The 14,074-nt window shown below is 60.4% G+C and carries 14 protein-coding genes; all 14 read right to left on the reverse strand.

Annotated elements, in window-relative coordinates; all coding sequences use genetic code 11:
• Positions 1-392 precede the first annotated feature (392 nt).
• The 14 genes from K4G67_RS17090 to K4G67_RS17155 all read right to left on the reverse strand — a co-directional run bounded on the left by K4G67_RS17090 (position 393) and on the right by K4G67_RS17155 (position 13,951).
• A complete protein-coding gene (locus K4G67_RS17090) occupies positions 393-1,088 on the reverse strand; it encodes a hypothetical protein (protein WP_239807451.1) in 696 nt (231 codons plus the stop codon).
• A gap of 3 nt (positions 1,089-1,091) precedes the next feature.
• Positions 1,092-2,279, reverse strand: a complete 1,188-nt coding sequence (locus K4G67_RS17095) for a toxic anion resistance protein (RefSeq protein ID WP_239807452.1) — start codon at positions 2,277-2,279, stop codon at positions 1,092-1,094.
• A gap of 100 nt (positions 2,280-2,379) precedes the next feature.
• The gene (locus tag K4G67_RS17100; protein ID WP_239807453.1) at positions 2,380-3,279 is read right to left on the reverse strand and encodes an HpcH/HpaI aldolase/citrate lyase family protein; all 900 of its coding nucleotides are present in this window, start codon (positions 3,277-3,279) and stop codon (positions 2,380-2,382) included.
• Positions 3,276-4,385, reverse strand: coding sequence for a cysteine protease StiP family protein (locus K4G67_RS17105; protein WP_239807454.1), 1,110 nt, complete (start codon positions 4,383-4,385; stop codon positions 3,276-3,278). The genes K4G67_RS17100 and K4G67_RS17105 overlap by 4 nt, the downstream gene beginning before the upstream one ends.
• The gene (locus K4G67_RS17110; protein WP_239807455.1) at positions 4,376-5,116 is read right to left on the reverse strand and encodes an HAD family hydrolase; all 741 of its coding nucleotides are present in this window, start codon (positions 5,114-5,116) and stop codon (positions 4,376-4,378) included. Before K4G67_RS17110 ends, K4G67_RS17105 begins: the two co-directional genes overlap by 10 nt.
• Positions 5,116-6,249 carry a phosphoribosyltransferase domain-containing protein gene (locus tag K4G67_RS17115; RefSeq protein WP_239807456.1) on the reverse strand — a complete coding sequence of 378 codons (1,134 nt, stop codon included), beginning with the start codon at positions 6,247-6,249 and terminating at the stop codon, positions 5,116-5,118. The genes K4G67_RS17110 and K4G67_RS17115 overlap by 1 nt, the downstream gene beginning before the upstream one ends.
• Before the next feature lie 48 nt (positions 6,250-6,297).
• Positions 6,298-7,353 (reverse strand): DUF4236 domain-containing protein, encoded by a 1,056-nt coding sequence (locus K4G67_RS17120; protein ID WP_239807457.1) that lies wholly within the window; start codon positions 7,351-7,353, stop codon positions 6,298-6,300.
• 8 nt (positions 7,354-7,361) lie between these two features.
• Entirely contained in the window at positions 7,362-8,516 is a 1,155-nt protein-coding gene (locus K4G67_RS17125) for a S1C family serine protease (RefSeq protein ID WP_239807458.1), read from the reverse strand.
• Entirely contained in the window at positions 8,513-9,472 is a 960-nt protein-coding gene (locus K4G67_RS17130) for an ATP-grasp domain-containing protein (RefSeq protein WP_239807459.1), read from the reverse strand. Before K4G67_RS17130 ends, K4G67_RS17125 begins: the two co-directional genes overlap by 4 nt.
• Positions 9,473-9,602: 130 nt before the next feature.
• Entirely contained in the window at positions 9,603-10,181 is a 579-nt protein-coding gene (locus tag K4G67_RS17135; protein WP_239807472.1) for a TerD family protein, read from the reverse strand.
• 100 nt (positions 10,182-10,281) lie between these two features.
• Entirely contained in the window at positions 10,282-10,860 is a 579-nt protein-coding gene (locus tag K4G67_RS17140) for a TerD family protein (protein ID WP_239807460.1), read from the reverse strand.
• Positions 10,861-10,952: 92 nt separating this feature from the next.
• Complete coding sequence (locus K4G67_RS17145; protein WP_239807461.1) at positions 10,953-12,149, reverse strand: TerD family protein; 1,197 nt, start codon at positions 12,147-12,149, stop codon at positions 10,953-10,955.
• Between the two features lie 77 nt (positions 12,150-12,226).
• Positions 12,227-13,330 (reverse strand): DUF475 domain-containing protein, encoded by a 1,104-nt coding sequence (locus tag K4G67_RS17150; protein WP_239807462.1) that lies wholly within the window; start codon positions 13,328-13,330, stop codon positions 12,227-12,229.
• A 60-nt stretch (positions 13,331-13,390) separates the two neighbouring features.
• Positions 13,391-13,951 (reverse strand): TerD family protein, encoded by a 561-nt coding sequence (locus K4G67_RS17155; RefSeq protein ID WP_239807463.1) that lies wholly within the window; start codon positions 13,949-13,951, stop codon positions 13,391-13,393.
• Positions 13,952-14,074: the final 123 nt, after the last annotated feature.

The following is a 14,074-nucleotide window of genomic DNA, read 5'->3' on the forward strand; positions in this document are numbered from 1 at the left end:
CTGAACCTGCTTCGCTTCATTCTCGTCCGACTCCTTTGCGTCGGACTCTACCAAAAACCGGTCACATTTCAGGGGAGCACGTCACCAGACCGATCGTAACGACTTCGCCCATCTCGACTCTCCTTCCAGCTCAACCCTGCGATATTACCGCAGGAGGGTGGAGAGCCGTCCACAGCACCAATAGCGGACCGGCAGCTTTCTGGAGAAGAAGCAAGGAAAGCGGAAGCTGAAATGTACTGCACGGACCGGTTATCTCAGCGATCACGCTTGATGCTATTGACCTGTGTGAAATGCAATCTTGTTGAAGCAACGGGGCTGACGACTTCGAGAATCATGGATTTGAACGCTGGTTGATATCCACTGGAGTTCGTTGATGAACGCTGCCCTCGCCATCAATCGAAGGGATTGGTGTTCGTGTAACGCTCCTTGATGAAGCGCGTGTTGTCGGCAAAGGCATCGAGATCGTGCTGCGCGAGATTGCGCATGATGTCATCGATCTTGGTCTGCATCTGCGCGAGGCTGTCTTCGAGCACATAGCTCGCCGATTTGCCAGACTTACGAAAGATCTCCGAACGGTGCGCCGGCGGGATGTCGATGTAGCTCTTGATCAACTTGGGAAGGTGCTGCTCGCGCATTTGCTGGACATCGACGCGGGTGAAGCCTTCGACGCTCTCGCGCGCCATGAGCTCCTCGACCTCTTTGAGGCAGGCCAGGATACGCCTGACTTTTTCCTTTGCCCCTTCGGGAATACGATCATCCTCGTAATGCACGATGACAGGCGCCACGGCCGGTGCCGGCGGCACCGGCGGCTGCGGCGGTGCGGCATCGCCGGCGATCGCGCGTGCGATCCGGCTGAACAGGCCATTTTTGCTCATGGACGCTCCTCCTGGATTGGCAGTGCCGGTGTCATGGCGGGATGGTATAAGGCGGTCATCGGGTGAAATCGAATTGGCGGGTGGTGGAATGCGTGGTTTTCGACTTCTAAGCCAGTGCTTAAAGTCGGTCTCCTTATGCATCAGCTGGTGCACGGTAAAAACTATGAAGACCGAGATTGCTGCATAAAGCAGCGTTGAAACCAGAAAGCCCATCGATCAGGCAATCCCGAGAAGTGAGCTGCCTGTCTGTGCCTGCACCGATCCTTGAGCGCGAGCGATATAGCCCTTCGACTTTTCGGTTTCCGCCGATAGCGTGTCGATGGTCTGCTTCATGTTGCCAAGCGCCTTGACCTTGAAATCGTCGACCATGTCCATCGTATCGTAGATGTTTTGGAAGGCGCGCTGCAGGACCTCGACCTGGATGGTCGCGGAGGCGGCCTGCTCGTGAATGTCCGCGGTCTGGCTGCGCAGCAGGTTGCTGGTGCTGTCGATGATGTTCGATGTCGTCGTGTTGAGCGCGGTTATCTGCTGGAGGACCAGACGCTGGTTGGCCATCGCCTGCGCGACGGTCACCGCGGTGCGAAGCGCGGATACGGTCGTGGTCGAGGCGCGGTCGACGCCCTTGATCAACTCGACATTGTTCTTCTTGATGAGATCGAGCGCGAGATAACCCTGCACCGTGACCGCCATCTGGGTCAGGAGATCGGTCGTGCGCTGGCGGACATAGAACAGCGCGCTTTCGCGCAGCGCCCTCGCCTTGTTCGGATCGGTCGCATCGAGGTCGTTGGCAGCGTCTTCGATCTTCGCATCGAGGCTCTGGGCGATGACGATCATCTGCTCAAGCTTGCTCATCTGCTCCCACATCTTCCGGCGCTCGGTATCGATCGCGATATTGTCCTGCAGCAGCTCATCCTTGCCGCGTGCGAGATGGGTCAGGACCGACTGGATGTGGGTCTGGGAAGAGGCGTATTTGTCGAAATAAGCCCTCAGCTTATTGCCGAACGGAATGATGCCGAAGAGCTTACGCGGCTGAAGCAGCTTGCTGTTGCGGCCGGGATCGAGGTCTTCGACGACATGGCGCAGCTCGATAAGGCTCTGGCCAACGCTGCCCTCGCCTTCCATCGACTTGGTCGGGCGGTCGAGAAAGCGGTTCGACTGGCCAGCGAGCGCGGTGACTTCTTTCTGGCCGATGTTCGTGAGTTGGCCCACCTTTACCGAGAACTCGGGGCTCTGCGCATCAACCGAAATGAGGTCGCGCACGTAGCTGTCGACCTTGACCTGCAGCTCGCTGCGCGTCTTCTCATCGACGGGAACGAGCCCGGCGGCCTTATTGACAGGCACAGCCTTCACGGGTTCTGGAGCTGTAAGGGTCAGTTCGGACACAGGCGGCTCCTTTGATGACATTCTATGCCGAAGTATTGCATGTCGGTTGAATATTGTATGATTCGCCGGACATTATCCCACTTCGGCAGAGAAACGGCCTTGTGAGGGATAATTCGGCATATCAGGCGACGCGGATCGGTGTGACGTTCTCGTGGGTCTCGATCCCGAAAGCCTGCGCCCTCGACATTATGGTAGCAGCCCACGAACGATGCGTGGCCGGTTCGCACATGCTGCCGTTCGACCCGAATACGGCTAGAGCATCAGATGCCAGGATTGCCCGGGCTTCGGCTACTTCATCTGCGCGGGGACGGTAGAGGGCATGGATCTGGCGTACCTGGTCTGGATGGATAGCGGTCTTGGTCATGACGCCATGCTCTAGGTCTCGTTCGATTTCCTCTTCGAGAATGTCGAAGCGGGCAAAATGCTCGAACACCGGCGAGGAAACACTGAAACCTGCCGGGATGAAGGTGGCCGCGAAGTCGCGGATGACCTGCCCGAGCGGGCCGTCATAGGCTGTGCGATTCTTTGAGCGGCGTGCTCCGAGGATGTTAAGGATGTCGTTGCCGCCGATCCGGATTGCATCGACGCGTCGGACAAACGGCAGCAGCTGCGCGCGCATTGTCTGGAGTGCCGAAAGGTCGAAGGCTTCTTCGCCCTCGATCGTCGGCATGATGGCATGTTCGCTGTTCAGCAGAAGCTCGAGCCATTGGCCGATATTGGTTGCCGTGATCTTGGGAAGGACGAAACCCGCGATCTTCTCGATGCCCGGCTGCCTGAGCATCCAGGCCAGCATGGCAATGTCGCGCGGGCGCGCATAGACGCGGCATTCCCCAGCGGGCTGGTGGTCGCACAGGAATTGCCCGAACGCCGCTTGGGCGCGTTCGATGTCGGTCTCACCGACCGAATCTTCCAGACAGATGACGGCCGACCGCAGGCCCAGTTCCTCGTCGTGAAGCGTTGTTTCGATGTTGGGCCGCGTTGCGGGGATATAAAGGGTCGCCCCTAGGATGTGTCTGCTCACTCCTGTTCGCCTCCGAGTTTCTTGATGATGGTCAGCGCGCGGTAATTTCCGATGTCGCGCTGTTCGACGGGCACGCCCGATTGCTCGGCGAGATAGATCATGTGCTGGACTTCAGGATCGTCGAGGTCGCGCAAAATGACCTTGTCCGGCACGCGCCGCAGGATCGCGCGGGTTGCTTCGGCAATGCCGGGCTTGATCCGGTTCACATCGCTTACGCCTTTGCTTTCCATGATGGTGGCGAGGAGGTCCTGACAGGCCCGCTGGGAAGCGGCTGCGATCTCCACGCTCCACGGCGACTGGCTGCTACGGGAGAAAACGACGGCATCGATTGCGTCGATGAATGCCCGGCTGAGGTCAGCGCTGCGATGCTCTTCCATGAAGAGACAGGCGTGGAAGTCGTCCTCTCCGACGATATCTTCGTTGAGAACCGAGCGGCTGATGAGACCGGAAACGATGCCATTGAGCAGCCCGCTCGGGATGACATAGTCTTCGCTTGTCGCTGCAAGGTGCGCTGTGCCGGCAGGATCGGCTACCACGGCGAGAAACGGCGCGATCCCGAGACGCTGCTTGGCGAGGGAGGTCTCCAGTTCCCGGGTGATTGCGCCCTTCCCCGTCCATCCGTCGACGAACACGATATGCCTTGCGTCATGGCGCTCGAGGATATGGCGCATCGCGTTCTCATCGATGCCCCTTCCGCGTATGATGCTCACGGAATAGTGGTGAACCTCGACGCCGAGGCGCTTCAGTGATCGGCTCAGCAAGACCCCGATCGGCGTGCCTGCGCGAGCGAGCGAGACCAGCACGCATTTGAAATGCGTCTGCGTCCGCGCGCGGATCATGCGGGCGAGCAAATCGATGTCATAGCGCAGGCGGGTCTTGTTGCGGCTCAGTGCCTCGCGAAACAGGGTCATGTATCGCTCGTCCGGCACCTTTTCGGCTGAAAGCATCTCGGAATAATGCCGCTTACCCGACTGGATAAGGGCTTCCTTTTCTTCGACCGGAGTTGCCTCGATCTGGGCGGGCTTCAAGAGGATACGGACGTCTTCGGGAGCATAGCTGCCGGAAAAATGCATGGTTTTCCCTTCTTTATGAGCGGTCAGCTGCACCAGCCATTCTCCTTCGTAAGCAGGGTCCAGACCTGCGAGTTCGTCGGTGTCATCGCGAAATCGCACAGGTCCATAAAACCAACATCGGAATGGCTATCGCCGATGCCGATGACCGGTAGATGAGGATCGCTCTCGCGCCGGATCTCAATCAGGTGCCGGGCCGCGTGGCGCTTGTTGAGCCAGGGCGGCAGCACGGCGAGATTGTTGCCATTGCGGTGGATACGCCATCCCTGCGGCGCATGGATGGCTGCGCGGCGCTCAGCCTCATCGAGAATGCTGAGATCGTCTCCGTTGGCTTTGACCACGAAATAGAGCTCGAGGTCGCCTTCCTGCACGATCCAATGCCGATATGCGAATGAGACAAGCCCGTCGGTTGCGAGCAGATGGATCTCGCGAACAGGATCGATCTCGAGCGATTCAGCCTTCAGATGCGCATGCCAGTCCTGATCGACGTTGCCGGCGCCATCGATGATGCAGCCGCCGTTGGCGCAGATGGCCGGAGCCTGCCGGATCGCGACCCGCTCAAGCACTTCGCGGCTGCGCGCGGTGACAGGAACGATCAGGCCGTGATTGAGCCATTCGATGAAGCGGACTTGTCGGTCGCTCGCGTAGCCACTCGGACTGCCATCGGCCAACGTCGACATAAGCTTGCAGTCGCCCATGACGGGCGGGCACTTGCGCAGGGTCTGGAAGAGCGTGTCGTCGAGATCGGTGAGAACGAGCGGGCCCATCAATTGCCGCCCTCGTAGCGGCATTCATAGAGTTCGACCGGGATATCCGCGCCCAGCTCTTGCAGCGCCTCCAGCGCCTTCATGCGCTGGTTGCCGAGTTTTTCGGATGCGATGATGATGCGCTCGGGTTGGTGCGAGAGGATGTTGTAGAGATAGCAGGGCGCTCCCGAGCCATAGGCATCATCGAAATGCGAGACGCTTTGCATAGCATGGCCGAGCAGCGCCGGGCTGCGGGTGATGCATTGGACCGCGGCGATACCTCCCTGGCGTTCGATGTCTTCGGCAATGCGCAAAGCTTCGTAGGAATGCTCGCCGTCGCCCAGCACCAGAACGCGCTCGCCTTTGCGGGCAGAGGCGAACGGCCGGGTCGCGATATCGGTCATGGTAATGCCGCCCCGGCTTTTCATGGCCGAAGCTGGCGCCGCGCCTGCTTCGTTTGAGCCCGACGGAAGGGGCGCTGCCTTGTGCTCTGCGCCCTTGGTCCATTTCATGCGGCCAGCCAGCAGCGAGACGGCTCGCGCGGGTTTGGGCATGGAAGCGAGATAGGCGCCGTCGCTCCAGTCGGTGATGCAGACTGTTTCGATGGTCTCGAGCGCGGGCATGACGGCAACCATGGCCTCAGCGGCGGCAAGAAACGTGTTCCCGGTGCTGCTTTCGTCATCGACGATTACGAGCGATCGTGCCTTGGCGATGGTGGTTTCAAGGTTGGGGCGTGCGATCTGCACCATGTGAGAGGTCGCATGGCTGTGACCTTCCTCGAAGCTGGTCAGAACCGATGCGCCGGGCATCCTTTGGCGGGATGTCTGGAGATAGACGAGGCTCTGTCCGGTCATCTGCTGGTAGGCGCTGAAGAGGCCCTGGCCGAGCGCAGTCGCAGTTTCGGCCATTCCGAGGAATAAGATGGGCTCGGGTAGCTGCTGGCTAATGCCTTCTGCGAGCTGCCGCATGGTCGCGCGCATCTGCTTCGGGCGCGCGGGCATGTGGCGGCCCAGCACCTTGGAGACGATCAGGAAGCCGCGCTTCGGGTTTGCCCGCGCTGCGAAATCGCACATCTCGTCGATGGGCGGTCCCTTGGCGACTTCGAGGTCCAGCGTCCCAGTGACGAGTTCGACGGTCTTCGTCTCGCCCATCATTGCAGTTTCCAAGGTCTTTTCCTTTCATCCGGCTTCAGGCCTGTGATCTCAGCTAAGAGGGGTCTGAACGAGAAGCTTGCCGCGCGTGTTCGTTTCGATCTTCGCGCCAAAGCACCGCAGCAGTTGGTGGGGGTCGATCCGGCCAAGGCCGGAAAGGTCGACTTCGGCCCACTGCGCACGGGTGATTTCGGCGGTGGCGACATATTCGTCGTCAACGCGGCCAGTCGTTGCAGCGCGCTGGGTATAGGCAGACAGGGCGACGGTCTTGATGTCGGCGCTGGTGGCAAAGCTATGCCCTGCGAGCCGCATCAGGATCGAACAGACGTGATCGAGATAAAACCCGCCATGGTCCTTCTTCGTCATCGGCTTTTGCACGAGCTCGAGCCGCGTATAGACGGGCTTCCAGGTTGCATCGGGCATATCCTCGATTTCTGGAAGATCGACATCGAGAAGCACGCGGCCGCCGGTGACAGCGAGCGCAATATTGGTCTCTGCAGGCCAGTCAAGCGCACCGAGGCTGACCAGCAAGGCATCAGCGAGCGCATCGGCATCGGGACCGCTGTTGGCCTGTTCGGCACGCCAGCGCATCAGCGCATCCATGTAGGACTCCTGATCGAAGAATTGTTCGCGTGACGGCTTGCCTGCATTGCCGGCCGTAACGCTTCCTGTCGTGCGCGGAATATCGTGATGCAAAAAGCGCAGCTTCTGCAATTCGGTGTTTCGGTCAGCGGCGTGGTCTTCGAGGAAGACCTTGAGATCATCTTTCATCAGGCGCTTGGCGGCCGGAACCAGTTCGGGATCAAGCGGCCTGTCCTGCGGGTCGAGAAGTACGACCTTGTTGCCGGTCATGCGCGCGACGACACGATCGGGAAGGCTGGCTGCTGCGGACGGACGGGCGGGCGCGTATGCGCGGCCTTCAGGCTTGTCGAGGCGCTCCCGGTAGCTGAGACCGGTCCCGGGGATGCCGACGTTTCCGAAAATGCCGCGCTTTCCGATATTGACCGAGGCGCCGCGCGGACCGACCGACCAGCTGGCGCCGCTCTTGGAGAGATTGAGACGAACGCCGGGAAGAATGGAAATGCGTTTCTGGAACCGGAAACCCATGGGTACTCCTATGCCGAGACGAGAATGGAGACGACCGAGTTGCGCAATCGGTTTGTGACATCGCGCCGATTGCCGCCTGCCTGGGCAGCGGTCGTGGGAAGCGGCATGCCAGCAGCAGCGATCATCTCGAAGACAATGGCTGCGCGGATGCCGAAATTCACGTTTTCGGAGATTGCGCCGCGGTCGCGGAAATTCTGGTGCGCGAGCGATGCAGAGGTGATCCCGATGAGATTGCCTTCCTCATCGATGATCGCTCCGCCCGACGAGCCGGATCCGATCGGGGCTGAAAATTGGAAGCGCGATACATCGCCCTGTCCGTCGGTGAGGCCTGAGACATTGCCGGTCGTGACCTTGAGGTCGGCGCCGAGCACCTCCATCAGCGGATAGCCGGCGGCCATTACGGCCTCGCCTAGCCATACAGGCGAATTGATCCGGATCGGCAGGGGCTCGCCCTGTATCTGTCCTTGCAGGAGCGCGAGGTCGTGCATCGGGTCAACGGCAACCGGGACCAGTCGCTGCTGGGTGCGACCGAGCGCGAACTCGTTGCCACCATCGATCACATGGGCATTCGTCACAATCAGGTTCGAGCCGATGAGTACGCCGCTACCGCTTGCAAATGCGCCTCCGCGAGGTGGCGGTGACGGCTCACCCCATGGCGAGCTCCGATCGGGAGAGGGATTGTCGCCCCACGGCAACGGCCGGGGAGCATTGTCGCGCGGCCTGCTGCGGTTCGGAATCGGAAGGTCGCCGAGATTACGGGCCCGCGCGTAGGCATCGATACCGAAGGTAAAGCCTTCGTTCGATACCTTCATGCGAACAGTCCCGCTCTTGGTGTAGATTTCGCCGATGATGACGGCCGCGAGCTGCTCGACAGGTTCGGGGAAGCTGTAGCTCGTTCCATCTATGGTGACAGTGCACGGATAGGCTGAATTGACGAAGCCGCCCTGCTTGTCGTCCGTGATGTAGGCCACGATCTCGAGTTTGTCGTAATTGCAGCCCGACAGCCGCCAATCGGTCGTTCCCATCTGGTCGAGAGGGTGAAGCGCACCGCTGCCGGTAAAGACCGCCACGGAAAGGCGCGAAGCATCGCGGCCAGCAAAGCGGATCAGGATTTCGCTGGTGCCTGTCAGCGTGATGCGCTGACCGGAAATTGCCTGTGTCATGCAGCCTCCTTCTTCTCGATGAGCCTGCGAATTCTCGTGGTCTCGAATTCGATATCGATCTTCGCCGGCTTGATGTCGTTAGCTGTCAGCCTGCTGCTCAGGAGGCCGCCCCAGTCGGCGATGAGGCCAGCCCCATAATCCTCGGCATAGATGCTGCCGCCTGCAGGGCGGGCATTGATCTCGAGGATTTTCCAACTGCCATCTGCGGCCTTGCGGAACTGCAGGTTCACGAGGCCATGGAGCATAAAGCGCGCGGCCAGTACGGCTGCTTCGCTTTCGAGGAAGTGCGGGCTTTGAATGGACTGCCGCCGGTCGAATTTGGTGCGCGCGACATATTTCAGAATCTGGCCTTCATGCGCGAGCACGTCGAAGGAGATTTCGGGACCGGGCAGATAATCCATCAACACCAGAGGGGCGATCGGTTCTTCCCGTTCCTGAATGCGCAGCGCGGCGATGAAAACATCGGATCGCATGGTGTGAAATTCGGGATGGAGGAGATGCGCGCTCGGCGCGACATCCTTGGGCAGTTTCCAGAAGCCGTGACCGTTTACGCCCTTGCGCGGCTTGACGCAGGGGAGGCTCTCATCATGCCAGGCACGGAACAGCGCCAGCCTCTCCTCCAGCTCATCGGCAGATGAGGCGGGCCATGTTGGCAGATGGAAGGGCTCGTTGGCGGTGGCGTCCGAAAAGGCCTGCTTGTCCTCGATCACCAGAAAATTGGATCTCGAGCAGGGAAAATGGACACGGCATGGAAGATTCGCATCGTAGAAATGCTCGCGCAGCCGGGTCGGCACGAAGACGTCGATCTGGCGCTGGGCAATCTGGTCTCGGACCCAATCCACATATTCCGATGGTTCGAGATTGAGTTCTTCGAATGTCTCGGTCGGACCGGAATATGCCAGCCTACCCTCACCTACGCTGACGAGCACTTCAAGCGAGCTGTCAGCGGCCAGCATGGCCTGGGCGATGGGAGCGAGCGAGAAACCGCGATTGAACCAGATACGCATCGAGCGGGAGTTTCTTTGGGAAAAGGGACAGGGAGGTGGCGGCGGCGCGCAGGGACAAGATGCGGCGCCGCCGCCTGGCTTAGCCGATGTTGACGCCCATCGAGGACGCGAGGCCAGCCAAACCGGATTCCCAGCCTTCGCCGATCGCCTTCACCTTGATGTCGCCATCGCGGCGGTAGAGTTCGACGAACACCATGGCGGCATTCATGCTCGAATCTTCAGAGAGGTCGAAGCGCGCAAGTTCCTTGCCATCGGCATCGTTCACGACGCGGGCAAAGGCGTTTGAGACCGAACCGAAGTTCTGGCCGCGCTGCTGGCCTTCATGGATGGTGACCGCGATCACAACCTTCTTCACGTCAGCGGGAAGCTTGGCGAAGTCGATCTTGATGGTTTCGTCATCACCCTCGCCTTCACCGGTTCGATTGTCGCCGCCGTAGATGACAGCGCCATCGGGCGTCTTGGTGTTGTTGTAGAAGACGAAATGCGCGTCGGAGAGCACCTTGTCGTCCTGGCCAACGGCAAAGGCCGATGCGTCAAGGTCGAAGGCGGCGCCATCAGTCTTGCGAACGTCCCAGCCAAGACCGACGGTGACGGACGAAAGCCCGGGAGCTTCCTTGGAGAGAGAGACGTTGCCGCCTTTCTGGAGCGATACTGCCATGTGTGAGCGTTCCTGGTCGTAGAAATGAGTTGGCTGGTCGCCGGAGCGTCTGCCCCGGCGACCAATTGCATCCTGGCTGCCCGTCATGAGCAGCCAGAGATCAGCCGATGTTCACGCCGTAGTTCTTGGCGAGCGGGCCAAGGCCCCCAGCGAAACCCTGACCGACGGCGCGGAACTTCCAGTCGCTGCCGTGACGATAGACTTCGCCGAGGATCATCGCGGTTTCGGTCGAAGCGTCTTCCGACAGGTCATAGCGGACGACTTCCTTGCCGGTCTTCTCATCGACGAGGCGGATGAAGGCGTTCGAGACCTGGCCGAAGGACTGGCCATTGGCTTCGCCTTCATGGATCGTCACGACAATCGCGACCTTGTCGACATCGGCCGGCATCTTGCTGAGGGTGATCTGCACCTGCTCGTCGTCGCCTTCGCCTTCACCGGTGCGGTTGTCACCTTGGTGGATGACCGCGCCGCCAGCGGCGTTCATGTTGTTGTAGAAGCAGAAGTCGGCATCCGAGCGCACCTGACCGCTCGAGGCGAGCAGGAAGGCCGAGGCGTCAAGGTCGAAGTCCTTGCCATCGGTTGCGCGAACGTCCCAGCCCAGGCCGATCATGATCTGGTCGAGACCGGGAGCCTCCTTCGAGAGCGAGACATTGCCACCCTTGGAGAGCGAAATTGCCATGGTATCGTAGTCCTTTCTTGAGGTTCTTGGCGGAATGAAACCGGATGCGCGCCGCACTTTCCGCCATGGGTGCAACGCGCCTTGAAAACCGGCTATTTCTTGAATTCGATCTCGCCCTTACTGACATCCCAGCTTCCGTCGGGATGCAGGCGCGGCGCGCGCTCGGCGGCGATCATGTGTGGGAAGCCATTTTTCCCATAGGTCTCGATATGCTCGATATCGACGGTCTCACCCAGGGAGAGATGCGAAATGGCCACCCAGTATGAGGTGTGGTTCGGGTTCAGCAGCGGGATCGTGACCTCGTTGCCGGCCTGATCGGTCAGGGTCATCTTCGGGCGGTAGCTGCCAAAGGAACCCGCGCCGTTCTTGACGGCGGAATAGGCCGCGAACAGCGCGTAGCGCAGCGTCTCGGGCCGTTCGATGACGATGGCCTCTTCACCTGCCCGCAACGCATCGCCCGAATGCGCGATGAAGGGGAAGGAATCGCTCGAGCCAAGGTCCTTCCAATAGACCTTGCCGCTCTTGCCTTCCTTGGTGACGTAAAAGCAGTAGAAATCGAGATCGCCGTCACCTGCGCCGCGGCCCTCCCACGAAAGCAGCGCGCGAATGGCGCCGCCTGTCTTGGCAAGGCTGACCTTCTCGGCCTTTGCGAGCGTGACCTTCTTCAGCGAGATGGTCGAAGCGGCGGGCGCCGGTGCCGGTGCCCGTGCTGGTGAGGGTTCGGGCGGGCGCGTCGGTGCCGGTGCCGGTGCCGGTGCCGGTGCAGATGCCACCGGCGGCGGAGCAGAATCGGTTGGATCGGCTTGCACATCGACGCCAAAATGGGTTGCAATTGCCATGAGGCCGCCATCGAAGCCCTGTCCGACGGCGCGCAGCTTATAAGCGCCGTTGCGCTTGTAAACCTCACCGATGATGAGCGCTTTTTCGCTCTTCCCGGCAAGATCGATAGTGAAGGTCAGCTGGCCCATTGCCATGGTAAGCTGCTTGGCTTGCGCGAGGTCGGCAGCGGGTGACTTATCCGTGTCGAGTACAGCGCATAGTGCAATGCGCTCGATCTGGTCTGGAATGGCGGCATAGTCGATCTGGAAGGTTGCGCCCTTCCCTACTGCGGCCATGGCCACACCGGGGACTTGCGTCTGGCCGTAAAACACCATGCCCTCATCGCCCAGCACCTTTCCGGAGGCATCGAGAAGATACGCGCAGATATCGAGATCGGCACCGATGGGATTTTCGAGCCAGGAAATGCCGACGGCATCTCCCTGAACTGGCGCATTGGCGCCCATCATCATGTTCACGATTGTGTCTCTCGCGCTTCTAGGTTGGCACTGGCGGTGGCGGCGGGAGGTTCGCTCCCGCCGCTTGCCATTCAGGCGGTGTGGACGTCGGGCTGGACGTCGCCGGTCGGCAGGATTGCATCGGCATCGCCATCTTCCTCGTATTCTTCGGGGAAGAGCTTCTGGTGGCGGACCGAAGCCCAGAAGGCCGCGCCGATCAGAACGGCGCCGATAAGGCCGGTCACGATCTCGGGCGTATGGATGCGGATGCTCATCAGCATGATGACGGCCAGAGCGATGATCGCATAGAACGCGCCCGGCTCGAGATAGCGGTATTCCGACAGGTGGCCGCCGCGAACGAGCGCGATGGTCATCGATCGCACGAACATCGCGCCAATGCCGAGGCCAAGAGCGATGATCAGGATGTCATTGGTAATGGCGAAGGCGCCGATGACGCCGTCGAAGGAGAATGATGCGTCGAGGAATTCAAGATAGATGAAACCGCCGGCGCCCGAACGGACGACCTTGCCGGTTGCATCTTCTTCGCCGCCAAGCAGATCACCGAGTTTTTCGACCGCGAAAAAGGTGGCGACGCCCGACAGGCCTGCGATGAGGAAAGTCTGGCGTTCGCTACCTTCTACAAGCAGCGAAAGGGCGGCCACAATGACGGCGGTCGCGATATAGGGCGAGAACGGGATCTTCGCGAAAGCAGAGAGCGGCTTTTCGATTAAACCCAGCCAGTGGTGCTCGCGGTCATCGTCGAAGAAGAAGGTCAGGCCGACCAGCATCAGGAATGCGCCGCCGAACCCGGAGATGCCGACATGGGCGCCGGTGACGATTTCTTCATAGCGCGTCTTGTCGGAGATCGCGATGGAGAGTGCTTCCCATGGCGATACCCATGCCGCGATCGCGACGATGGCGAGCGGGAAGACGATACGCATGCCGAACACGGCAATGGCGATGCCCCAGGTGAGGAAGCGATTCTGCCACTTCTCGTCCATGTCCTTGAGGACCGAGGCATTGACGACCGCGTTGTCGAGGCTGAGCGAGGTTTCCATGACGCCGAGAATGGCAGCGATGAAGACCATCGTTGCAGCAACGCCAAGCGCGCCGCCGCTTTCGGTATAGCCGACAACGCCGGCGAGCGTGAGGCAGATAATCGTGAAGATTATCGAGCCGTAGAAGTTCTTGAGCATTTGGGTTCCCCCCTATTGAAAAAGCCGCCGGGCGCGATGACCGGCGGCCTGGAGTGGCGATCAGTCCTTCGAACCTGCGGTCCAGCGCAGGAAAATGCCGATGTCGTCGGCGAAGGGCTTCTGGTTCTGGTAATATTGCATGTGTCGGGTGACCTTCATCTGCCCGCCGACATTGTCGATGAGCGCGATACCGCACAGGCGGCGGTCATTGCGGCCTTCGTTCATCTGCACTTCGATCTCGGGCTGACCCGGGATGTTCATGCGCACGATGCCATCGGTCTGCTGCCAGTTCGGCACGCCGTCGTAGATCAGGGCGAAGACTGCGATCCGCTTGATGCGGTCGAAGTATTTGCCGTTGATGCGGATGGTTTCGCCCGCAGCGACTGCGCCGGTGCGATCATCGCCCGATAGCTCGATCCACGGTTCGGAATGGAATCCCCCGAACTGGTTGCCCAGCGCCTGGATGACGCCGCGGTACCCGTCCTGAAGTTCGAAAAGTACACCGAGGTCGAGATCGACAGCCTTTGACCCGCCAAAGAAACCGCGTTTGGCGCTTCCCGCATTCCAGTTCAGGTTGAGGACGATCTCGCCAAAGCTGTCGCCCTTCTTCGTCAAGCTCACGCTCGGATTGGATTTCTCGAGCGTGATCTTGCGGAGGTTAACCGGTGCCGAAGGCGGAGGAGGCGGAGGAGGAGGCGGAGGAGGAGGAGGAGGAGGAGGAGGAGGAGGAGGAGGAGGAGGAGG

The sequence above is a fragment of the Croceicoccus hydrothermalis genome (assembly GCF_022378335.1).
Taxonomy (GTDB): Bacteria; Pseudomonadota; Alphaproteobacteria; order Sphingomonadales; family Sphingomonadaceae; genus Croceicoccus; species Croceicoccus hydrothermalis.